A 21,289-nucleotide genomic window follows, 5' to 3' on the forward strand; every position below is an offset into this window, starting at 1 on the left:
GTTACCGACGATCGCGTACGGTGACCCCTCCCTGAGCGTGGCTCATGCCACGGCGGGGTGCCGGCCGTCGCTGGCAGGGGCAGCGCGGGTGGACCGACCAGGCCCGTCGGCGCAGCTGGGCGGGGGCGTGCACCTCGACCGCCGCTCCGACGGTCTCCGGGCTCCCACCGTCGACGAAACTCAGGATCTCGGCGGTGCCGATGCTCACGGCGGCGAGCAGGGTGGCGGCGTCGCAGGTGGTCGCCGGGCCGATCGCGCACAACTGGGCGGCGAGCTGCCGCCAGCCCGGGTCACGGTCCTGCCGGTGCAGGTCGAGGCAGTGCAGGCAGGGCGCGCCGAGGGCAGGTACGAGCGGGCCGACCACCGGTGTGCGGTCCCGGACGTCGATCAGCAGGTGCGCCTGCCGGCGGCGGGCGAGACCCGCCGCGACCAGGTTGGCCGGGCGGTCGACGCCGAGCAGGACGACCAGGTCGGCCGTACCGAGCGGGCCGGGCCGTACCGGGGCGGTGCGGGTCTCCGGGGCGACCTGCTCGACCGCGCGGGTGACCTCGTCCCGGACGTGTTCCGGTGCGGGCAGGTCGAGGCCGAGGTGCCCGATCCCGGATTCGGCCAGGGCGACGGCGAGCGGCCGGACGAGCCGGCCCCGACCGGCCAGCACGATCCGGGCGCGCTGGCGGCGCCGGAGGATCTGGGCGGGTGTGTCGGCGCTGCCCGGCCGGCGCAGCGCCAGTGCGGCCGCTTCGGTGGTGAGCCGGCGTCGGGCCGGTGCGGGCAGGTTCGCCGGGAGCAGGGTGTGCGCGCCGACGACGAGTCCGTGGCCGGCGAGCGTGTCGAGCAACTGCTGGGCCTGCTCCCGGGGGACCCCGAGCCGGCCGGCGACGTCGAGGACGGCGCGGGCGGGGCGGCTGCCGTCGAGGGTGTCGAGCAGCCGGGACAGGGCCGGGTCGGCGAGTTCGAGCAGGACGGCGTGGGTGGGGTCGGCGCCGAGCTGCAGGGTGTGCGGATCGCGCCAGAGGCGGGCCAAACCGGGCAGCAGGGTCGGCCGGAGCAAGGGGTCGGCGGTCATGAATGACAGGCTGTCACCGTAACGGAACGGTGCGCGGATCGTTGTCCACAGCCGGTGGCCGCCGTACCCTCGGTTGTCCACAGGAATCGGTGAGTTATCCACAACCCGCCGGTAACTCTGTTGGCGGGTCTCGTCACCGACGGTGCGCAGCGGGAAGGGGCGGCCGCAGCCGCCCCTTCCCGCAGCTCCGGTTCAGACCTTGGCCTTGCCCAAGATCCGGTTCACTGTTGTGCCGCAGACCGGGCACTTGCCCTTGGCCATGTTCATGCCGGTCTTCGACACCTCGACGGTGCCCTCGAAGTCGCGCTTTTCCTTGCACTTCACGCAGTAACCGTTGTAGGTCTGGGCCTGGTCGGCCACGGTGCCCCTCCTCGTCTCGTCGCCGGGTGGTTGCAGACCCGGCGTGCACCCGCTCGCGGCCACCGTTGCGGCGCCGCGCGCTGGGATTTCTCCACGGCCACTGTTGACCGCTGGTCCGCGGACCCTACCCAGGACTGGGCGGTTCCATGTCAACAATTCGCCGACACTGTGAGTAAGTCGACGTCGAGAGTGTGCATGCCGGAATACATCGGATAAGTCAGATTCGCAGTGACACGCCGGTAGAAGCTCCGCGAGTGCCCTCTCGACGGGGGGTGGAGGTGAAAAGTTCTTCGCGATCGCCTACGGTGATCGACAGCGGCTCGGGCGCCAGGTGGGGCGGTCGAGTGGTTAACTTTTTTCGCGACAATCGACCCCAAAAGGGGTGATTCCGGCGCGCTACGCCGTGTTGCCTCTTGCGTTCACCTGGTCAGTACGGATTAGCGTGCCATCGTGAGCGAAACCCGGGGCTGCGCGGGCCGCTGATGGCGGGGGCGCGCAAGCCGGTCGTCGAGGTGCGGCGCAGTCAGCGCCGGCGCCGGACGGTGTCCGCGTACCGGGAAGGCGAACGGGTCGTCATCCTCATCCCGGACCAGTTCTCCCGGGCCGAGGAGAGTGAGTGGGTCGACCGGATGCTTGCTCGCCTCGCCGCCCGCGAGGAGCGACTACGGCGCTCGGACAGCGAACTCGTCGGCCGGGCCCGCCGGCTCGTCGACCGCTACCTGCCCGAGCACGCCCGGGTGGCCGAGCTCGCCAGCGTGCGCTGGGTCACCAACCAGAACAGCCGCTGGGGGTCGTGCACCCCGGCGGACCGCACCATCCGCATCTCCCACCGAATCCAGGAGATGCCCGACTGGGTGATCGACTACGTGCTGCTGCACGAGCTGGCGCACCTGGTCGTGCCCAGCCACAACGCCCGATTCTGGGAGCTCGTCGGGCGCTACCCCAAGGCCGAGCGGGCCCGTGGCTATCTGGAGGGTGTGGCTGCCGCGACCGGCTTCGTACTGGCCGACTGACCGGCCCGCCTGACCGCCCCCGCGACCCCGGCAGCGCCGCACCGGCATCCGCACTGCCGCACCGGAAGCGATCCGCGCCACCCCACTAGAGTGGGCGGGTGCGTCGCGCCGTGGTGATCCTGCTCAGTCCGGTCGGCTGGTCGCCGCCCGGCACCGACCCCGCCACTTGGCGGGCCGCCCTGGCCGAGGACATGGTCGACCTGCTCGCCACGCTCAGCCAGCTGGAACCGGCGATCGCCGCCGCCGCCGAGGACCTGCCACTGGCCCGGTCGATCGCCTGGCCGGACATGCCGATCCACACCCTGCCCGAGGCTTCGGTCAGCGCCGCGCTGAGCGCCGTGGCGGCCGACGGCTACGACCAGGCGGCGGTGCTCGCGGCGGACGCACCCGACCTGCCGGGCCTGCTGATCGGCAAACTGCTGCGGCCGATCACCACCCGACCGGTGGCCGTCGCACCGGCGCACGGCGGCGGACTGCTCGGCGTGGCCGCCCGCCTACCGGCCCCGGACTGGCTGCCACCGCTGGAGCTGACCGCCGACCCGGAACTGCTGCGGGCCGCCGCGCCGCGCCGGGCACTGGTGGCGGTGACACCGGCGTGGCATCGGTTGCGGGGCCCGGCCGACCTGGCCGCCCTCGACCCGGCGGTCGAGGGCTGGGAGACCACCCGGTCCCTGCTGACCGCCGGCTGAGCGCCACGTCGACACCGGCCGCCGCCTACTGCGGCTTGTCCGGTCCGGCTCCCGCGTCCGGTCCAGCCTCCGGCTTGTCATCCGGTCCAGCCTGCGGTGCGTCGGGTCCGGCCTGCGCGTCAGGCCGGGCCGGTGGCTCCGGCGGCGACGAGCTGAAGTCGATGTCGCCGAGATCGAAGTCGAACGTGGCGCGCGCGAACGCGTCCGGGTCGGCGAAGTCGGCGTCCGACGGCAGCAGATCCGGGTGGCTCCAGACCGCGTCCCGCCCGTCGACGCCCCGGTGGGTGGTCAGCGCGGCCCACAACGCCGCGGCCTCCCGCAGCCGGCGGGGACGCAGCTCCAACCCGACCAGCGCGGCGAAGGTCTGCTCCGCCGGGCCGCCGGCGGCCCGCCGCCGGCGGAACGCCTCGGCCAGCTTCACCACGTTCGGCAGCCGGTCGGCCGACGCGCTGTCCACGACGTGGCCCACCCAGCCCTCGATGAGGGCCAGTACGGTCTCGATCCGGGCCAGCGAGGCCTTCTGCGCGGCGGTGTCCTCCGGCGTGAAGATCCCCTCCATGGCGATCTCCTGCATCGACTCCGGGTTGGTTGGGTCGACCCGGCCGAGCGCGTCCTCGATCGCCTCCCGGTTGACGGTGATCCCCGAGGCGTACGTCTCCACCGCCGCCAGCACGTGCCCGCGCAGCCACGGCACGTGCTCGAACAGCCGCTGGTGGGCGGCCTCGCGCAGCGCCACGTAGAGGCGGACCTCGTCCTCGGGCAGTTCGAGCCCGGCACCGTACGTCTTGATGTTGGCCGGCAGCAGCGCGGCCGTGCCGGCCGGTCCCAGCGGCAGCCCGATGTCGCTGGCCGAGAGCACCTCGGTGGCGAGCGAACCGAGCGCCTGACCGAGCTGGCCGCCGAACAGCGCGCCGCCGAGCGTCGTCATCATCGCCTGCATCGGCCCGAGCTGGCCGCGCGCCTCTGGCGGCACCAGGTCACCCATCGCGCCGACCATCCGTCCGGCCACCGGGTCGCAGAGTTTGCGCCAGACGTCCAGCGTCCGGTAGATCCACTCGTTGCGGTTCCACGCCACCGACGTGCGGATCCCCGACGGCAGCGCCGCCGACGACTCCAGCCACAGGTCGGCCACGCGCAGCGCCTCCGAGACGGTGTGCCACTCGTGCGGGTTGACCGCCGGGTCACCCTGGGCGGAGAGCTGGCTGGCCGCCACCTGGCGGGCCAGATCCCAGTTCACCGGGCCGCTGCCCGGCGCGGCGAGTAGTTGCTGCAGCTGCGCCATGAACTGCTGCAGCTGCTGCGGGTCGTTGGGGTCTGGCGGTTGGCCTCCGGGAAGCTGGAAGCCGAACGGAATATCAGGCACGTCCCCCACGGTACGCGGCCGGCACCGCCGGACAGGCCAGCTGAGTTCCGCTCAGCGCGAAGCGGACCGGGTGGGAACCCCGGCTGCGGCGGCATCCGACGCGACGGCGATCGGTACGCTCGGCGCATGAGACGTCGCGGTGTCACGGTCCTCCTCGGCGCGCTGCTCACCGCACTGCTCGCGTACGGGGTGTTCGCCGCCCCGGTGCCGTACGTGGTGCTGGGTCCCGGCCCGACGGTGGACACCCTCGGCGCCGACGACGGCGAGGACGTCATCCAGATCTCCGGCGTCGACACCTCGACCTCGGCCGGCCAGCTGCGGCTGACCACGGTCGGCGTACGGCCCAACGTGGGGTTGCGGGAGGCGATCGCCGGCTGGTGGAGCGACTCCGAGGCGGTCGTGCCGTACGACGTGATCTATCCGCCGGGGCAGACCCGCGAGGAGGTCGAGGAGCGCAACGCGGAGGACTTCGCCGCCTCGCAGACCAGCGCCGAGACCGCCGCGCTGCGCCAGCTCGGCTACCCGGTGCAGGTGCTGGTGCGGGCGGTCACGCCGGACGGGCCGTCGGTGGGGCGGCTGCAGACCGACGACGTGATCACCTCGGTCGACGGTGCGCCGGTCACCTCGGCCACCCAGCTGACCGAGCTGATCCGGGCGCAGCCGGTCGGGACCACGCTGACCGTCGGCTACACCCGTGCCGACCAGCCCGGCACCGCCGAGATCACCACCCGGGCCACCGACGGCGGCCCACCCCGGATCGGCGTCGAGATCACCGAGGACCAGCCCCGGCCGTTCGAGCTGACCATCGACCTGGACGAGATCGGCGGGCCCAGCGCCGGGCTGATGTTCGCCCTGGGCATCATCGACAAGATCGAGGCGGAGGATCTCACCGGCGGGAAGATCATCGCTGGTACGGGCACCATCGACGAGCAGGGCAACGTCGGCGCGATCGGCGGCATCCCGCAGAAGCTGGTCGGGGCGAAGTCGGCCGGTGCGGTGGCGTTCCTGGTGCCCGAGGCGAACTGCGCCGAGGCGGTGGCGAACGCCGTACCGGATCTGCCCTTGCTGCGGGTGGCGACGCTCGACGAGGCGCTCGACGCGCTGGCGGACCTGCGCGCCGGGCGCCAGCCGGCGCTCTGCGACGGCTGACACCACCGCCGGGCGCGGGCGGCTGACACCGGTCAGCCTGACCTCAACCGGCCTTGAGGTGGACACACCCCGTAGTCTTGGTGCCTGATCGCCAGCGGATCACACCAACGTGCGGAGTGCCAATCGTGGTCATGCGTAGCAGCCCTATGCCCGGAATGAGCCGTCGTGGCCGCGTCACGGTCGGCGTACTGATCGGGATCTTCCTTCTCTTCACCCTGCTCGGTTGGGGGGTGAACGCCTGGACCGACTGGTTGTGGTACCAGGAAGTGGACTTCACCGGGGTCTTCACCGGCGTGCTGTTCACCCGGCTGCTGCTGTTCGCCGTCGTCGGGCTGGCGGTCGCCCTGGTCATCGCCGTCAACCTGTGGCTGGCGTACCGGTTGCGGCCCACCCTGCGCCCGCACTCGCCGGAACAGGTCAGCCTGGAGCGGTACCGGATGCTGCTGACGCCGCGTATCGGCGTCTGGATCGCGGTGCTGTCGGCGCTGGTCGGCCTCTTCGCCGGGCTCTCCGCGCAGAACCGCTGGAGCCAGTGGCTGCTGTTCCGCAACTCCCAGGAGTTCGGCATCACCGACCCGGAGTTCGGCATCGACATCGGCTTCTACGTGTTCGAGTACCCGTTCCTGCGCTACCTGCTCGGCCTGGCGTTCACCGCCGTGGTGCTGTCGGTGCTCGGCGGTCTGGCGATGCACTACATCTACGGCGGCGTACGCCTGCAGGGCATCGGCGACCGGATGACGAACGCCGCGCGGGCCCACCTGACCACGCTGGTCGCGGTCTTCGTACTGCTCAAGGCCGTGGCGTACGTGCTGGACCGGCGCGGCATGCTGCTGGAGTACAACGAGCAGGCCCGCATCTACGGCGCCGGCTACGCCGACATCAACGCGCTGCTGCCGGCCAAGGAGATCCTGGCCTACATCTCGATCGTCGTGGCGATCGCGATCATCGTCTTCTCCAACGCGGTGATGCGTAACCTGGTCTGGCCGGGCATCTCGCTGGCCCTGCTGGGCATCTCGGCGGTGGCGATCGGCGGCATCTACCCGTGGGCGGTGCAGACCTTCGAGGTCAACCCGAGCCTGCGGGACAAGGAGGCCCAGTTCATCGAGCGCGGCATCGTCGCCACCCGGGAAGCGTTCGGGCTCGACATCAGCGAGCAGACGCCGTACCCGGCAACGAACCTGACCCCGCCGGAGAGCCTGGCCACCGACACCGCCGTGGTGCCCAACATCCGGCTGCTGGACCCGCAGCTGGTCTCCGAGACCTACACCCAGTTGCAGCAGGTCCGGGGCTTCTACGACTTCGGCACCAAGCTGGACATCGACCGCTACACCATCGACGAGCAGACCCAGGACTACGTCGTGGGCATGCGGGAGATCAACTACGGCGAGCTGACCGAGCAGCAGAGCAACTGGCTCAACCGCCACACGGTCTTCACCCACGGGTACGGCATGGTCGGCGCACCGGCCAACCGGGTGGTCTGCGGCGGGCAGCCGTACTTCGTCTCCGGCTTCCTCGGTGACCAGGCACAGGAGCAGTGTTCGTCGTCGACCGAGGAGATCCCGGTCGAGCAGCCGCGGATCTACTACGGCGAGCAGATGGACGGCACCGACTACGCGATCGTCGGCTCGCCCGGCGAGAGCAACGTCGAGTTCGACCGGCCGACGGACAGCGGCGGCGAGCAGTACTACACGTACACCGGCGAAGGCGGCGTGGAGATCGGTTCGTTCGGCCGCAAGCTGCTGTACGCCATCAAGGAGCAGGAGACCAACTTCCTGCTCTCCGACGCGGTCAACGACAACTCCAAGCTGCTGTACGTGCGTAACCCCCGTGACCGGGTGGAGAAGGTGGCGCCGTTCTTGACGCTGGACGGCGACCCGTACCCGGCGGTGGTCGACGGGCGCATCCAGTGGATCGTGGACGGCTACACCACCTCGGCGACCTACCCGTACTCGGAGCGGGTCAACCTGCAGGTGGAGACGGCCGACGAGCTCACCGGCCAGGGCACGTTCGTGCTGGCCCGGGAGAACGTCAACTACATCCGTAACTCGGTCAAGGCGACCGTCGACGCCTACGACGGCACGGTGCGGCTGTACGAGTTCGACGAGAACGACCCGGTGCTCAAGGCCTGGAACGCGGCGTTCGGTGGTGACCTGGTGATCCCGAAGGCGGAGACGCCGCAGTCGCTGGTCGACCACTTCCGCTACCCGGCGGACCTGTTCAAGGTGCAGCGCAACCTGCTGGCCCGCTACCACGTCACCAACCCGGCGGAGTTCTTCTCCGGGCAGGACTTCTGGGAGGTGCCCAACGTCCCGGACTCGCCGGACAGCGGGGTCAAGCAGCCGCCGTACTACCTGATGACCCAGTGGCCGGAGCAGGACGAGCCGCGGTTCCAGCTGACCTCGGCGGTGACCCCGGCCGGCCGGCAGAACCTGGCCGCGTTGATCTCCGGTTCGTACGTCGACGGGCAGCCGCAGCTGCAGGTGCTGGAGTTGCCGGACCAGACGGCGGTCTCCGGCCCGGTGCAGGTGCACCAGCGGATGACCAACAACGCGGCGATCCGCCAGCAGCTGAACCTGCTGTCGTCGAACCAGGCCCAGGTGCAGTACGGCAACCTGCTGTCGCTGCCGTTCGGCAACGGCATGCTCTACGTCGAGCCGGTGTACGTGAAGAGCAACCAGACGAACGCGTACCCGTTGCTGCAGCGGGTGCTGCTCTCCTACGGTGACGGCGGTTCGTACGTGGTGCTCGCCAACAGCGTGCAGGACGGCATCCGGCAGCTGATCGAGCAGGCCGAGCAGGGCGGTGCGCCGACGACCCCGCCGGAGGGTGAGGAAGGCGAGGGCGAGGGTGAGGAGCCGGGCGGCACGCCGAGCCCGACGACTCCGACTCCGCCGACCGGTGATCCCGGTCTGGTGACGCCGGAGCTGCAGGCGGCGGCCGCCGAGGTCAGTGCCGCGATCGACGAGGCCCGCGCCGCGCAGGCGGCAGGTGACTTCCAGCGGTACGGCGAGGCGCTGGCCCGGCTCGATGCGGCGATGACGGCGTTCCAGGAGGCCCAGCGGGCTGCCGGGATCGGCGGCGCGGCTGCACCGCCGCCCGCCGCTGATCCTTCTCCCACCGGCTGACCACTGCCCCCGCGATCTTGCACTTATCGAGAAGATATGTCCGTATTGTCCAACGATAAGTGCAAGATCGCGGGGGAGTTGGGGGTCGTTTTGCGGCGGCCGGACGGTGTGCGCTAGTGTTAACGCATCGCCGCGGGGTGGAGCAGCTCGGTAGCTCGCTGGGCTCATAACCCAGAGGTCGCAGGTTCAAATCCTGTCCCCGCTACCACGGTGAACGGCCCGCCAAGGATTCCCTGGCGGGCCGTTTCGTGTGCGTACCGTTTCCCGTCCAGGCCGGTTTCCCGCCTGGGCCCTAGATGGCTGGACAATGCGCCCGGGCCCAGACGGAGCGCCTGGGACCCGGACGTAAACAAAGCCAACTAACTTCGCAGCGATTCGGCGATGTCGAGCAGCTGGCCGATCGTGCGGGAAGTGACGGTGTTCTCCGCCAGCTTGCCGGTGTCGGCCCGGAACCGTCGGCGCAGCTCGGCGGTGACCGTCGGGCCGTCGCCGCAGAGCAGTTCGACCAGCGCGGTGTCCTTGGCCTCGATGGGCAACTGGGCCACCCAGCCGGCCAGTTCGGCCGGGTCGGCGGCGGCCTGCGGCGTCACCGGGGCGCTGGCCTGGGCGGCCGCCGCGATCAGGTCCGGGTCGATCCGCAGGAACTCGGCGAATTCGCGCAGCGCCCCGGTGAGCCGGCCGAGTCCGGCCGGCACCGGCGGCTCGGTCGCTTCGTCGCCGAACTCGCCGCCCTGAATGAGGAACAGCCAGGCCAGGTAGAGGGCGCGGTGGTCGCCGGCGGCGAGCTGGTCGCGGACACCGACGATGTCGGCGAGCCAGCCTTCACCGTCGCGGTCGATACTGTCGTCGTCGGCGTCCTCGTCCGAGCTGGTGAAGTTGAGGATGAGGTGGTCGTCCGACTGGTACGCCTCGGCCGGTTCGGCCCAGCAGTACTGCTGGGCAGTCGTCAGGTCGAGCAACCGCAGCGGCAGCCGGAGCACCAGCTGCCGGGTGCCCCAGTTGGTGAAGTAGAGGTGCGCGTCGAAGTACTCCTCGACCATGGCCAGGGGGTCGGCCTTGAGGTCACCCCACTCGTACGAGTTGGTGAAACTGGTGGCGGTGATTTCCGCACGGGTCGACAGTTCACGGAGTTCGGCCTGCTGTCGCTTGTCGAGCGGCCGGTCGATGGCAAGGAAGTCGTAGAACTGGTACTCGCTCACCGGGCCATCATTCACCTGGCCGGTGCCGATGTCTGCCCCGGGCGGCATCATGCCGCTCCTACCATTCCCGCCACAGGGCGGTGAAGAGCAGGGCGGCGCTGGCGACGGCGAGGGTGACCGGGATCGCGCCGGCGATCCAGAGCCAGGTGTGGTCGGGTGCGACGTCGCGGGGCAGTTTCGGGTAGAGGATGCCGGCCGGGTCGACCTGGACCTTGGTCCGCTCGTCGAGCTGGAACTCGCCGACGTCGCCGGAGACGGTGAACTCCCGCTGGTCACCGTCGACCAGCCGCATCCGGTAGGACTGGTACGGATCCCCGAACCCCGGCAGCGGCTGGTAGGTCTGGGACACCTCGGTCACCACGGCGACGGCGGATGGCCCTATACGGAGGATTTCCCGGTCGTGGTGCGCGGAGACCGACACGCAGAAGGCGTAGCCGGCGGCGGCGACCAGCAGCACCCCGGTCAGCAGCGCCGCCCCGAGGTCGTCCTCGTCGACCAACCGGTTGAACACGACCATCACCCCGGCGATGCCGGCGACGGTGACCAGCGCACCGAACAGCATGGCCCGGTGCAGGTCGCCCTCGACCTGGGTGACCCGCGACACGTGCCGGCCGAGCACCCCGAACGCGACGATCATCGCCAGCTGGCAGGCGAGGATGGCGGCGCTGGGCAGCAGCGCCCGGCGCAGGCGGGCGCGCCGTTCGCGGCGCCGGTAGTCACGGAACTGTTGCCGTCGCGCCGCCAGGTCGAACTCACCCGGTCCGTTGGTCATATCGTCGACGGTAGAAGTCTGGTGCCAGCGTACCGGTGGGTCGCGGCGGTCAGCTCCACCGGCGCGGCGCGGCGGGGCGCTCAGCTCCACAGCCGCAGCGGGGCGGGCGGGTCGGCGTACCCGATGAAGCCGGACAGTGTGACGCGGCGGCCGTGGTGGGTGGGGGTGACGGCGTGCACCCGGTCGCTGCGCAGCAGGACGAGGTCGCCGGTGCGCGGCGCCAGGGAGACGGCTGGTTCACCCAGCAGGTCGCGGCGGTAGCCGTAGGTGCCGGCGACGCCGTGGTCGGTCCGGTCGACTGTGTACGGGTCGACGTCCCACAGTTGCAGTAGTCCGTCGTCGTGGCCGGCCGGCACCTGCAGGAACAGGTTGACGCCGAGCTGGCCGGTGAAGTGGTGGGCCTCAGGCACCCGGGGTGCGGCCCGGGCCAGAATGTCCATGTGCGGCAGGGCGTGTGCGCCGTCCTGCCAGATCCGCAGCATCCCGAAGACCAGTGGTGCGCCGTCGTGGCGCAGCAGTTGGCTGCCGGCCGGCCAGATCTCGTCCAGTTCGCAGCGGAGCCGGTCGACGGGGGAGGCGTACGGGGCGCAGCTGGCGCGGACGGCGCGCAACGTGTCGACGGCGCGGGACCGGTAGCGGGCCAGGGCCTCGGTGTCCTTCTGGGCTTCGCTGAAGGTGCCGACGTTGCTGCGGTAGATCCGGCTGGTGGCGCCGGCGGCCCGGTCCAGGTGGTGCAGCAGTGCGGGGACGATGTCGGCGCAGACCTGCGCCGGGGTGTAGCGGCGCACCCGGGCGATCAGGGCTTTCCCACTGGTCAGGGCGTCGAGGGTAGCGGTGTCCAGGGTGGGGGAGTCCAGGAACACGGCCGTCTCCATTCAGTTGTGGTCGTCGGTGGCCGGTGGGTGTCGGTGACTGATGGTCGTCGGTCACTCCCGCTGGTCGTCGGGGTGCCGTTTGCGGTGCAGGCTGTCCAGGGTGGCCCGGGCGGTGCCGGCCATCAGCCCGATGTCGGAGCCGATGGCGACGAAGCTGGCACCGTGCGCCAGCTCGTCGGCGGCTCCGTCGGCGGTGCCGGAGAAGATGCCGAACGGCACCTTGGCGGCACCGCAGGCGGCGCGGACCTGTGCGACGGCGGCGCGGACCGCCGGGTCGTCGACCTTGCCGAGCCGGCCCATGCTGCCGGACAGGTCGTAGGGGCCGATGAAAACGGCGTCGTAGCCGGGTACGGCGACGATGTCGTCGATGTGGCGGACCGCTTCGGCGTCCTCGATCTGCAGGATCAGCGCGGTGGCGTCGTTGGCGCGGGACAGGTAGCCGGCCAGGTCCATGCCGTAGCCGTGGGCGCGGGCGATGCCGACGCCGCGGGTGCCCAGCGGCGGGTACTTCGCTGCCCGGACCCAGCGGCGGGCGTCGTCGGCGGAGCGTACGTGCGGCACGATGACGCCGTCGGCGCCGCTGTCGAGGATCCGGGCGATCCAGCCTTCGTCGGCGACCGGGATCCGGGCGATCACGTACGCGCGTCCGGCGACCGCCTGGGTGATCCGTTGAATCGATCGGGTGTCGAGGGTGGGGGAGTGTTCGGCGTCGACGAACAGCCAGTGCATTCCGCTGATGGCGAGTGCTTCGGCGGCTTCTGGATTTTCCATCGTCACCAGGGTGCCGATCAGTGGTGGTGCGGTGGCGAGCCGGTTCGGCAGTGCGGACAACGTCATGATCCAATTTCCCTGAGTCGGTGGAATTCGTCGGTGTCCCGCAGTTCGGGGTGCAGGTCGGCGAGCAGGTCGAGGTTCGCCGCATAGACCCGGCGACCTTCGTTGATGTGCAGGGCGGCGTGCCACAGCTTGTCGAAGTGGCCGAGCATCACCTGGGCGACCGCTTCGTTGCGAATGAGTACGGAGTCCATCGCCCCGGTGAGGTTGACCGGCGGGAACAAAAAGACGAACGACTGACCGTCCTTGACGGTGATGTGCATGCTCAGCGGGTGCAGCAGCGGCCCGGTGGTCGTCTGGCGGAACACGGCGAACGACGCCCGGCCGGTGGCGGTCAGCTCCAGCGAGCGGGCCAGCAGGAAGCGGAGCTTCTGGTTGCTGTCGATGCTGGCGATGCTGCGGAAGCTGCGCAGCGGGGAGCGCTTGGCGCGGATGTAGGCGTGCAGGCGCTGGAAGTAGACGTCGAGGTTGCTGTGCTCGCCTCGCGCCGGGGAGAGGTTGAGGGTGCTGACCGTCTCGGCCCCGATGCTGATCTCGATGAGCTTTTCGAGGAATTTTTCACTGGTGTGGAACACTTCGACGCCCTGTGCCGGCTGGTTGAGGATGTTCGCCTGCTGTTCGGCGACGTGGTCGAGCCGACCATGGACGTACGCCGCAAAAGCAGTCAATGTCGCGAACATGTAGCCGATGGTCAACTCGACGGGCAGCTCCACCGGGGCGGTGGTGAACAGGTTGAAGACCCCGATTGGAAGTGCGACCAGAGTGAACGCGCCGAACAGCCAGAGTGAAACCGTTCCTGCGGTGTCGGCGTCCGGACGTCGGGTATGTTTGATCATGCAGCGGGACCCCGGGTCCAATGTCAGCTGATGAAACGTGTCAGTCCATCGTCCTGAGACAATGTCTGTTGCGCAAGTGTCAGTCGTGAATCGACCAGTTGCCACCGGCGAGGAAGCCCCCGTCGGCGTAGAAGGTGTGCCCGGTCAGGAACGCGCCGGCGTCGGAGGCGAGCAGCAGGAGCAGGCCGGTCATCTCGTGCGGGAGGCCGGGGCGGGCCAGCGGGACCCGGGTGAGGATCCAGTCGGCGATCGCCGGGTCCGCCCAGAGCGGCTCCGACAACGGAGTTTTCAGGAACCCCGGGGCCAGGCAGTTGACCCGGATCCGGTGCCGCCCCCACTCCACCGCCTGCACCCGGGTGAGCTGGGACAGTGCGGCCTTGGCGGCACCGTAGACGGCGACCCGCGCCAGCCCGAAACTGCTGTTGATCGAGCCGACGTGCACGATCGAGCCGCCGCCCTGGTCGATCATGTGCCGGGCGCTGGCCTGGGCGAGGAAGAACGGGACCTTCAGGTCGTTGTCCATGATCCGGTCGTAGGTGGACTGGTCGACGTCGAGCGTCGGTGACCTGCTGTTGACGGCGGCGCAGTTGATCAGCACGTCGAGCCGGCCGCAACGCTCGACGGTCCGGTCGATCAACTCCTGGCAGTCCTGCTGGTCGTGCAGGTCGGCCACGTCGGTGCTGGTGTCGGCGTGCGGCGACAACGCGTCGGCGGTGATCTTCAGCCGTTCGGCGTCGCGGTCGGTGAGGACGGTGTGGGCTCCGGCGGCGGCGAGGCCGGCGGCGAGCCACTGGCCCAGGCCGCCGGCGGCACCGGTGACGAGGGCGGTACGGCCGGACAGGTCGAAGAGGTGTTCCGGACGTAGATGCGTCCACTCGGCCAGCGATCGGACGCCTGCCTGGCGGTCCTCCATCGTGACTCCAAACGTGAAACGTCGTCGTGACGCAGGAATATCACGGAAATCGATCAATGTTTACCGGGCGATTGTCTAGGAGCAGATCCCGAATACGTGCTATCGCATGATTAGAGCACATTACGGTCTTTTGAGCTTCTTATCCTGTGCGGTGTCGTGACCTGCGGCGACTCGTCCGGTGGCCGGGGCAGCCTGTCCGGTGGCCGGGGTGGTCTGACCGGTGGCCGGTGGTGGCTACGCCGCCCGGTCGGTCCACACCCGCCCTTCGGCGGGGTGACAAGCATCGTCGGCATCGATACCGTGTAGCGTTCTGCACCGCTCAACACCCCTCTGTGGAGAGTTGTGGATCTTCAACGCATTCGGCGGCTCGCCAACCGGTCCGCCAGCTTGGGAGTCCTTGTGGATCGGCGAGCCAGCGTCGGCGTGAGGATCTGCTCGCCAAGGGCACGAAGGACGCCGAGTCGGGAGCCGGACGGCATGGTCAGCCTGGTGCTGGCCAACCCGCCGTTCGGGCGTAGCTCGTCGATCCGCATGATCGGCGAGGACGGGCGGGCGAGCCGCGAGGAGCGGGAGATCGAGCGCGCCGACTTCTGGGCGACAACGTCGAACAAGCAGCTCAACTTCGTGCAGCACATCGCGTCGATGCTGGAGATCGACGGGCGGACCGCGGTGGTCCTGCCCGGCAACGCTCTCCTCGAAGGCGGGGCGGGGGGAATACTCGCCCGCAGGGCGCTGGTCTGTGGACCCGTGACGGCGATCGGCCCTGCGCCGCTGTCCCCCCTCATCACGTGCGAGCTTCGGCCAACTCGAGGCGCGGGCCCAAGGCTGCGTCAGAGTTCCTCACCGGCGCTCGGCTACTCCAGACCTGCCAAGCCTCTACCGCCGCCACGGTGCCGGGCTTGTAGATGATGTCGATAGATCTGCAGCTGCGGCTGTGACTGGTCCGGGTTGATCAAGGCCCTCATCAGGCAAAACTCCGATTCTTCTTCGCAGGTGCCGATGGGTGTCGGGTTCTGGACACACTGCTCTTGAGTGTGTTGCTAGCACTTTTGGGTAATGCTCCTGGTTCTTCTGGACGGATGCGATCATGAATGCGCTTCGTGTACGGTGATCCGTGAAAATGTCCGCTGGGAAGGGGATGTAAGCTGAATGCATTGATCATCACCGTAGTAGTGGCCGTTGGTACTGCCGCGCTCCAGGTGGTCATGAAAGGAATAAGTAGAACGGACCTTCCTAACAAAAACCATGGATTGACGCGCGATGACGCCCTGTTTTGGTCGGATTGGGTTGTGGCTGCAAGCCTTGCCTTGGCGGGATCGGTAATAGTTGCCGCAAATCAGGGGAAGAGCGTTCCCGCCGCGCAAGCGCTAGCTAGCTTCATTTCTATCGTTCTTGGCTGTAGCGCATTTCCGTTTTTCCTTCGAGTCTTTGCGTATGGACCCGGTGCGCAGATGAAGAGCTGGGGGTGGAGGGGAATCGGGTGGATAATAATTGCGAACTCGGTTGGGATCATAATCCTGTTGGGAGCTGTGGTTGCGGGAGCTAAAGTTTATGACTGGGACTAGCTCGGATGAACCCCATGAGCCGTCGCCCCCAAAGTCGCAGACCGTGCCCGCTGCCGTTGGTGCGGCTGGGACGGTTGCCGGTGCTGTTGCGGCCGCAGCGATTGGGCTCGGATTCGCTGTTGTGCCTGTCACTGCGGTAGCGCTTGGGGCGGCAGTAGCGATTTCTGGAATCGTAGCTCGACATATACGTCGACAGGCTGAGTCGGATGGGTGGCAGGATCGGAACGACTAGGTTGCGGAACGCGTGCTGCCGGTTGCGCGAATTGGACCAGTTTCCGAAGGGTCGGTCAGTTACGGTGGGTGCCGGCAGGCCAGATGACGGTAACTGGGATCCCGCGAGCCTCGGCATAGGCGACGACGTCGGCGGTGCCACCGTAGGCTCGGGCGGGCATGCCGTCCCAAACGGCGAAGAGCTGATCCGACTGATCGACCATCAACTCGCTTGCGGCCATGTGGGCAGTCGAGTCGGAGACGCGGTAGTCGCAGTGGTGGACAGCTGCGGCCTGACTGATCAACTTGTCGTATGCCGCATGGGCATGTTTGGGTAGTCCGTTTCGGTACTCCTGGGCGGGGACGACGACTTCAAGCTGACCGCCGTGCCGGAGCACCGCCTCGGCAAAGAGCTGATCGGCTCCGTCGGCGAGGCAAGTTAGGCCGACGATCTCCTCCTTGACTTCGGACAGCCTCATGTTCAAGATTTCGGTGACTTTGGCTGTGACTTCGTCGTTCAGTCCGCGATGTCCAGTGATGGCGATCCGCAACTAACGATCCTCCTGGTATCTTCCGTAGAGTCGATCGTCAAGATCGAGGGTCAGCTTTCCGGCCCGTCCTCCGATGGCTTCGCGGAACCGCGAGACTGATTGGAGGATCTTCTCTGACTCATACTTCTTGCCTGCGTCGAAAGCCTCACAGGCAATGTTGCATGCCTCGTCGAGGCGTCCCGACTTCGCCAGGATCTCTGCTCGAAGGACGTCGGATAAGGCTTTGGCTTTCGGGCTTTGAGCTGGACCGCTGGCTGCTATAGAGAGCGCCCGGCTGGCCAGGTTGGGCTGATCCAGCTTGCTTGCGACTTGCGCTCGAAACGATGCCAGTTTTTGGTGATCGAAGCGAAAGATCCAAGGCCAGACGGGTTCATCGTTTCGGGCCTTCGCTAGGCGATCCTCGGCATGGTTCAGGAGGTGAAGCGACTTTTTGTCGCCAGCCTCAGCGAGCGCGAGTGACTCGATCGCGTCCATCCAGACCGTAGAGATAGCGGGCGCTGAGCGGGGAAGGGCTAGGCGAGCGGATGCGACAATCTGGACGGCTTCGCGTGCGTCGCCGCAGTTCGCTGCGAACTGGCCCAGGCTCGCCCGCATGTATGCAAGGAGCAGTGGGTGTCCAGACCGATCTGCCGCATGGACCGCGAGTTGGTAGTGGCGGCGGGCGTTGGCTCGGTCGTCGACATCGACGTACAGCCACGCGGTCAGCCCAGCGGTTTCGCTGAGCACCGAGTAAAGCTGGCGGGTGTGTACAGGTGAGCGTTCGTTCCGCGATGCGAGTTGGCGGATGAGCGCAAGGTGTGCGCTCACAGGCGGAAGGAGGCTACGCGCAGACATGCGCTGCTCTAGTCTGCGGTAGGTGGTCGAGGGGATGGTCAGTAGTTGCTCGTCGTCGCGTGATTCGAGGGGAACGCCTCCAGCAGCTGTGCCGACTAGGGCAACCCCCGTGGCTGCTGCGGCTGCGGCGACGAATTGGCGGCGGTTCGTGTCACTCTCCTGTTCATCCAGCAAGCCGGCCAGAGATCGGGGTATCCCCAGGCCGTCGCAAAGTGCCCGCACGGTGCGAAGCCCTGGATCTCGGCTCCGTCCGGTGAGCAGGCGGGAAACGTGTGGCTGCGATATGCCAACGGCTTGCGCGATCTCCGTCTGCGACACCCGAGTTTCGGTCGTGACGACCTGAAGGACGGTAGTCCAGTCGCCGGCCTTCAACGCCTGGCGTACATCCGTTCGCTCCAGGATCTCGGGTGGCAGCTTGATCATTTGCTCATGCCTGCGCAGCTCGGCGCTGGTTCATGCCCTTGCATCTGTCCCTCCTGCGGTGCTGCGCATCCGTCCGCTAGGGAAGCGAACGGACCTCCTCTACTATGCCGCTTCCGTGTCGCAGGCGTATGCCTGAAGGTATAGATCTTGATTCCTATGCCGCTGTGAGTGGCGCTGACTATCTGTGATCGCCAAGCTGCGTGTCGTCGCGATCCGCGACAGGGACAACTCAGACGCTCATGAGCACGCCGATTGGCCACGGCCGTACCGGCGTGGTGGGGAGGATCAAGAGTGTTGACCTTGGTAGGAGTCGTGTTGGCGGCGCTGGGCGGGTTGTGCGTCGGCTTCTTCACGTTCCGGTTGAAGCAGCGGTGGTGTCCGGTGTGTGGGGCGACGTTGCGGTGTCCGGAGTGTGTGCCTCGGCATTCGATGCGGTTCAGCCCGACCGGGCCGGCCGGTGCACCCGGTACGGCGGGTGCTGGTCGGCCTGGTGCTGTGGGTCGGGCTGCGGTGGACGCTGCTCGGGTGAACCGGGGCCGGTGGTCGCGGTGAGGGCGCGGTTGCGGGGCCTGGCCGCCGCTGGCGGTGGGGTGCTGGTCGTCCGTCATGACGGGCAACCTGGGGTCGGCCGGGTCGGCAGTTCGGCGTACCGGGATGTTGCTGGCGTGGAGCCGGCGGCCGACAGCGGCGGTGGTGGTGGTCATGTGGCGGTGCGGCCGTCGTGGTCGTGTGCCGGCTGCGGCGAGTTGTGGCCGTGTCTGGTGGCGCGGGTGGAGTTGGCGGGGGTGTTCGGGCCGGTCGCGTTGGCGACGTACGCGGTGGAGCGGATGACCGAGGCGGCGTTCGACCTTCCCGACGTGACGGCGGCGGAGTTGTTCGACCGGTTCCTGGTGTGGACGTGGCGGCCGTGCTGACCGTACGGGCGGCGACGGTCGCCGACGTGGAGCCGTTGGGGGAGTTGTTGGCGCAGTCGTGTGTGGTGGATCCGGTGGTGGCGTGGCTGATCGGCGATCACGCGCTGCGGTATCTGACGATGCATCAGTTCTTCACCGCCGAGCTGGAGTTCGGGATACGGCACGGGATCGTCGATGTGGTCGGGCACTGCGACGGGGTGGCGGTCTGGTATCCGCACCCGGCGGACCGGCTGCTGGGTGCGGAGCATCAGCGGCGCAGGTTGCGGTCGTGTGGTGACCGGCATGGCCCGTACGCGCACTACACGTTCACGGCCGGCCGGCTGGAGCCGACCGGCCGGCATCATCATCTGGCGTTCCTGGCGGCCGCCCCCTGGCTGAGACGCAAAGGGATCGGGTCGACGCTGCTGGCCGCGCACCACGCCCGGCTGGACCGGATCGGGATGCCGGCGGTGGTGGAGGCGAGCAGCGTGCGGCAGCGGGCGTTCTACGAACGCCACGGTTACCGCGTCGTCCGGCTCGCCCACTTGCCGGCCGGCGGCCCGCCGTTGTGGGCGATGCGCCGCTCCAGCGACCCGGTCGACCAACCACCGATGGCCGCCGCACTGCGCGTCGGCTGAGTCGGACGCTGGCCTGCGGCCACGTTGCCGCAGGCCAGCAGGTCACGAAGCGAGAGGGTACTCCGCACGGGTGCTGGTGCCGGTGATCTTGATGTCCAGCTCGCCCTCCAGTGCTCCGGCCAGGCGATGCAGCAGCGGGAGCGTCGGCGTGACCGCGCCGCCTTCGAGCCGCGAGATCACGGTCTGGGTGGTGCCAGCCCGAGCGGCGAGCTCGGCCTGGCTCAGGCCGAGCGCGACCCGACGGTCGTAAACGGCCTGCCCGAGGGCGATGCGGGCGGGCACCGGCCTCGACGTACTCAGGGCTTGCCCGGTGCTCATCCGGAACAGTCCACCTGGTGTGGTATCTCTTCATGGCCTCATCTGCGTGTGGGGTGTCTCGCCTGTCAGTGCGGATCGAAGGGGTTGACGGTGCTGACCCCGGTCCGAGAGACGTCGGCGACGTTGCGGGTGACCAGGGTGAGGCGGTGGACTTTCGCGGTCGCCGCGATCAGTCCGTCGACGACCGGTGGTGGCGCAGGCGGGATATTCATCCGGCCCCACTCGATCGCTATCTCGGTCGTCACGGGCAGCACCCGATCTCGGAAGCTCGCGATCAGGCCGGTCAGCCAGCGCTGAAGTGACTCAGCGCGCTGCGGGTCACGCGGGCGAAGCCGCTCGATTCCCTGCCGGATCTCACCTACCACGAGCACGCTCAGGTAGGCCTCGGCGGCCGAATGTGTCTTGTTCCACGCGATGACGTTCTGGTTCGGGTTTGTCTTACGCAGTTCCGACACCACGTTGGTATCCAGCAGAAATGCCAACGGTCAGCCAGCCAGGTCGATGTCGCGGGGGAGATCCTGCTGGCGTTCGATCTCGAAGTCGTCGTCCATGTCGGGATTGCTGCGAAGATACTCCATGAAGCTGGTCTGTTCGCCGCGGAGACGGCGGTACTCCGAGATGTCGATGACCACGGCCACCTCCTCGCCGTGCTTCGTCACGATCTGCGGCTCACCCCGCTCAGCTGCGCGAAGCACCTCGCTGAACCTCTGTTTCGCCTCTTGGACCTGCCAGTGCATCCAGCCGTACCTCCGTCTAGTCTGACTAGACTATACCTGCTGTCGGAGGCTGTACCGCTTGTTCTCCTGCGTCGACGCGGGTAGCCGCTGGCGTGCCGCGCTGGCGGCTCGGTGACGGCTGTGCCACGCTGCGCAGCCAGTGTGGCGACGGCAGGTGGAGGCGCGGTGCGCGAGGTCGAGGTCAAGTACCGAGTCCAGGATCGGGAAGCGTTGCTCGTCGCGCTCACCGCACGCGGCATCGAGCCGGGCCCGCCGGTCGTGCAGGACGATCAGGCGTACGCCCCGCAAAGCTGGTCGTACGGCGACAGCAAGCTCGGCGTCCCCTTCGTACGGCTGCGGACCGTCGACGGTCGGCACATCTTCACCCTGAAGCGTCCCGCCGACAACGCGCTGGCCTGCGACGAGTACGAGACGGCGGTGACCGACCGCGACCAGATGCACGCCGCGATCCTGGCGATGGGCTTCCGCGCCACCGTGCGAATCGCGAAAGTACGCCGTACCGCCGAATTGCCCGACGGCGTGCTGTGCGTCGACGACGTCGCCGGCCTCGGCACCTTCCTTGAGTTGGAACGCATCGTCTCGGACGGCGTGCCCGGCGTGGCGGTGCAGGCCGAGTTGGCGGCGTTCGTCGCCGCGCTCGGCGTGGCGGCGTCCCGCACCGACGAGACGTACGACTCGCTGGTCCGCGCGGCCCTCGCCTCAGCCTGATCGCGGTGCTGACGACCAGGTGAGGCAGGTCGGTCGGTGGCCGGTCGACACGTACTCGACAACGGCCTGCCGGGCGCCGTCGACGCTTGCGTAGCTCATCGTTGTACTTCTACGGCGCGGGCATCGCTGGTGTTCCTTCCAGGTTTCTGATTTCCATCAGACCCGGTGCGGGACACCGCCCGGCGGACCTCGTCGAGGGCGTCAGGGATCCACCCCCA

22 protein-coding genes and 1 tRNA gene are annotated in these 21,289 nt (G+C 68.5%); 9 read left to right on the forward strand and 14 right to left on the reverse strand.

Annotated features, from left to right (window positions below):
• Position 1: 1 nt before the first annotated feature.
• Together O7623_RS26780 and O7623_RS26785 are read right to left on the reverse strand one after the other, a co-directional pair.
• Complete coding sequence (locus tag O7623_RS26780) at positions 2-1,066, reverse strand: hypothetical protein (protein WP_282225717.1); 1,065 nt, start codon at positions 1,064-1,066, stop codon at positions 2-4.
• Between the two features lie 192 nt (positions 1,067-1,258).
• A complete protein-coding gene (locus O7623_RS26785; protein WP_233606684.1) occupies positions 1,259-1,426 on the reverse strand; it encodes a DUF5679 domain-containing protein in 168 nt (55 codons plus the stop codon).
• A gap of 482 nt (positions 1,427-1,908) precedes the next feature.
• Here O7623_RS26785 and O7623_RS26790 point away from each other — a divergent pair, with 482 nt between their 5' ends.
• Positions 1,909-2,439, forward strand: a complete 531-nt coding sequence (locus O7623_RS26790) for a M48 family metallopeptidase (protein WP_282225718.1) — start codon at positions 1,909-1,911, stop codon at positions 2,437-2,439.
• 98 nt (positions 2,440-2,537) lie between these two features.
• Positions 2,538-3,128, forward strand: coding sequence for a hypothetical protein (locus O7623_RS26795; protein ID WP_282225719.1), 591 nt, complete (start codon positions 2,538-2,540; stop codon positions 3,126-3,128).
• A gap of 25 nt (positions 3,129-3,153) precedes the next feature.
• Here O7623_RS26795 and O7623_RS26800 read toward each other — a convergent pair whose 3' ends face one another.
• Positions 3,154-4,491, reverse strand: coding sequence for a zinc-dependent metalloprotease (locus O7623_RS26800; RefSeq protein WP_282225720.1), 1,338 nt, complete (start codon positions 4,489-4,491; stop codon positions 3,154-3,156).
• A 126-nt stretch (positions 4,492-4,617) separates the two neighbouring features.
• Between O7623_RS26800 and O7623_RS26805 the strand changes: the two genes are divergently transcribed.
• The 3 genes from O7623_RS26805 (at position 4,618) to O7623_RS26815 (ending at position 8,973) form a co-directional block, all read left to right on the forward strand.
• Positions 4,618-5,640, forward strand: coding sequence for a PDZ domain-containing protein (locus tag O7623_RS26805; protein WP_282225721.1), 1,023 nt, complete (start codon positions 4,618-4,620; stop codon positions 5,638-5,640).
• A 131-nt stretch (positions 5,641-5,771) separates the two neighbouring features.
• Complete coding sequence (locus O7623_RS26810; RefSeq protein ID WP_282225722.1) at positions 5,772-8,765, forward strand: UPF0182 family protein; 2,994 nt, start codon at positions 5,772-5,774, stop codon at positions 8,763-8,765.
• A gap of 131 nt (positions 8,766-8,896) precedes the next feature.
• Positions 8,897-8,973: transfer RNA gene (locus O7623_RS26815), tRNA-Met, on the forward strand.
• 151 nt (positions 8,974-9,124) lie between these two features.
• On the opposite strand, the gene O7623_RS26820 is transcribed toward O7623_RS26815, so the two are convergent.
• The 6 genes from O7623_RS26820 to O7623_RS26845 form a co-directional block, all read right to left on the reverse strand.
• The gene (locus tag O7623_RS26820; protein ID WP_282225723.1) at positions 9,125-9,964 is read right to left on the reverse strand and encodes a hypothetical protein; all 840 of its coding nucleotides are present in this window, start codon (positions 9,962-9,964) and stop codon (positions 9,125-9,127) included.
• Between the two features lie 58 nt (positions 9,965-10,022).
• Positions 10,023-10,736 carry a hypothetical protein gene (locus tag O7623_RS26825; protein WP_282225724.1) on the reverse strand — a complete coding sequence of 238 codons (714 nt, stop codon included), beginning with the start codon at positions 10,734-10,736 and terminating at the stop codon, positions 10,023-10,025.
• Between the two features lie 80 nt (positions 10,737-10,816).
• The gene (locus O7623_RS26830) at positions 10,817-11,611 is read right to left on the reverse strand and encodes a 2OG-Fe(II) oxygenase (RefSeq protein ID WP_282225725.1); all 795 of its coding nucleotides are present in this window, start codon (positions 11,609-11,611) and stop codon (positions 10,817-10,819) included.
• Between the two features lie 51 nt (positions 11,612-11,662).
• On the reverse strand, positions 11,663-12,448 hold the full coding sequence (locus tag O7623_RS26835; RefSeq protein ID WP_282225726.1) for an aldolase/citrate lyase family protein: 786 nt from the start codon (positions 12,446-12,448) through the stop codon (positions 11,663-11,665).
• Positions 12,445-13,281, reverse strand: a complete 837-nt coding sequence (locus O7623_RS26840) for a hypothetical protein (RefSeq protein ID WP_282225727.1) — start codon at positions 13,279-13,281, stop codon at positions 12,445-12,447. Before O7623_RS26840 ends, O7623_RS26835 begins: the two co-directional genes overlap by 4 nt.
• Before the next feature lie 79 nt (positions 13,282-13,360).
• Entirely contained in the window at positions 13,361-14,194 is an 834-nt protein-coding gene (locus O7623_RS26845) for an SDR family oxidoreductase (protein WP_282225728.1), read from the reverse strand.
• A gap of 423 nt (positions 14,195-14,617) precedes the next feature.
• Here O7623_RS26845 and O7623_RS26850 point away from each other — a divergent pair, with 423 nt between their 5' ends.
• Positions 14,618-15,103, forward strand: a complete 486-nt coding sequence (locus O7623_RS26850) for an N-6 DNA methylase (RefSeq protein ID WP_282229599.1) — start codon at positions 14,618-14,620, stop codon at positions 15,101-15,103.
• Between the two features lie 943 nt (positions 15,104-16,046).
• Here O7623_RS26850 and O7623_RS26855 read toward each other — a convergent pair.
• Both O7623_RS26855 and O7623_RS26860 read right to left on the reverse strand, forming a co-directional pair.
• Positions 16,047-16,520 (reverse strand): hypothetical protein, encoded by a 474-nt coding sequence (locus tag O7623_RS26855; RefSeq protein WP_282225729.1) that lies wholly within the window; start codon positions 16,518-16,520, stop codon positions 16,047-16,049.
• Entirely contained in the window at positions 16,521-17,777 is a 1,257-nt protein-coding gene (locus O7623_RS26860) for a helix-turn-helix transcriptional regulator (protein WP_282225730.1), read from the reverse strand.
• 548 nt (positions 17,778-18,325) lie between these two features.
• Between O7623_RS26860 and O7623_RS26865 the strand changes: the two genes are divergently transcribed.
• Both O7623_RS26865 and O7623_RS26870 read left to right on the forward strand, forming a co-directional pair.
• The gene (locus tag O7623_RS26865; protein ID WP_282225731.1) at positions 18,326-18,691 is read left to right on the forward strand and encodes a hypothetical protein; all 366 of its coding nucleotides are present in this window, start codon (positions 18,326-18,328) and stop codon (positions 18,689-18,691) included.
• Positions 18,676-19,308: a GNAT family N-acetyltransferase gene (locus O7623_RS26870; RefSeq protein WP_282225732.1), complete on the forward strand. Its 633-nt coding sequence runs from the start codon at positions 18,676-18,678 to the stop codon at positions 19,306-19,308. Before O7623_RS26865 ends, O7623_RS26870 begins: the two co-directional genes overlap by 16 nt.
• Before the next feature lie 42 nt (positions 19,309-19,350).
• Here O7623_RS26870 and O7623_RS26875 read toward each other — a convergent pair whose 3' ends face one another.
• The 3 genes from O7623_RS26875 to O7623_RS26885 all read right to left on the reverse strand — a co-directional run bounded on the left by O7623_RS26875 (position 19,351) and on the right by O7623_RS26885 (position 20,363).
• The gene (locus O7623_RS26875) at positions 19,351-19,590 is read right to left on the reverse strand and encodes a helix-turn-helix domain-containing protein (RefSeq protein ID WP_282225733.1); all 240 of its coding nucleotides are present in this window, start codon (positions 19,588-19,590) and stop codon (positions 19,351-19,353) included.
• Between the two features lie 101 nt (positions 19,591-19,691).
• Complete coding sequence (locus O7623_RS26880; RefSeq protein WP_282225734.1) at positions 19,692-20,108, reverse strand: type II toxin-antitoxin system VapC family toxin; 417 nt, start codon at positions 20,106-20,108, stop codon at positions 19,692-19,694.
• 3 nt (positions 20,109-20,111) lie between these two features.
• Entirely contained in the window at positions 20,112-20,363 is a 252-nt protein-coding gene (locus tag O7623_RS26885; RefSeq protein ID WP_278118340.1) for a type II toxin-antitoxin system Phd/YefM family antitoxin, read from the reverse strand.
• Between the two features lie 165 nt (positions 20,364-20,528).
• Here O7623_RS26885 and O7623_RS26890 point away from each other — a divergent pair, with 165 nt between their 5' ends.
• Positions 20,529-21,071, forward strand: coding sequence for a class IV adenylate cyclase (locus O7623_RS26890; protein ID WP_282225735.1), 543 nt, complete (start codon positions 20,529-20,531; stop codon positions 21,069-21,071).
• The last annotated feature ends 218 nt before the right edge of the window (positions 21,072-21,289 follow it).

Origin of the sequence: Solwaraspora sp. WMMD791 (genome assembly GCF_029581195.1) — a bacterium.
Classification (GTDB): Bacteria; Actinomycetota; Actinomycetes; order Mycobacteriales; family Micromonosporaceae; genus Micromonospora_E.

Coding starts and splice junctions, on each gene's coding strand:
- O7623_RS26825 (WP_282225724.1), bottom strand. CDS start 10,736: ATGACCAACGGACCGGGTGAGTTCGACCTGGCGGCGCGACGGCAACAG.
- O7623_RS26845 (WP_282225728.1), bottom strand. CDS start 14,194: ATGGAGGACCGCCAGGCAGGCGTCCGATCGCTGGCCGAGTGGACGCAT.
- O7623_RS26780 (WP_282225717.1), bottom strand. CDS start 1,066: ATGACCGCCGACCCCTTGCTCCGGCCGACCCTGCTGCCCGGTTTGGCC.
- O7623_RS26840 (WP_282225727.1), bottom strand. CDS start 13,281: ATGATCAAACATACCCGACGTCCGGACGCCGACACCGCAGGAACGGTT.
- O7623_RS26885 (WP_278118340.1), bottom strand. CDS start 20,363: ATGCACTGGCAGGTCCAAGAGGCGAAACAGAGGTTCAGCGAGGTGCTT.
- O7623_RS26805 (WP_282225721.1), top strand. CDS start 4,618: ATGAGACGTCGCGGTGTCACGGTCCTCCTCGGCGCGCTGCTCACCGCA.
- O7623_RS26860 (WP_282225730.1), bottom strand. CDS start 17,777: ATGATCAAGCTGCCACCCGAGATCCTGGAGCGAACGGATGTACGCCAG.
- O7623_RS26790 (WP_282225718.1), top strand. CDS start 1,909: ATGGCGGGGGCGCGCAAGCCGGTCGTCGAGGTGCGGCGCAGTCAGCGC.
- O7623_RS26830 (WP_282225725.1), bottom strand. CDS start 11,611: ATGGAGACGGCCGTGTTCCTGGACTCCCCCACCCTGGACACCGCTACC.
- O7623_RS26810 (WP_282225722.1), top strand. CDS start 5,772: ATGCGTAGCAGCCCTATGCCCGGAATGAGCCGTCGTGGCCGCGTCACG.
- O7623_RS26835 (WP_282225726.1), bottom strand. CDS start 12,448: ATGACGTTGTCCGCACTGCCGAACCGGCTCGCCACCGCACCACCACTG.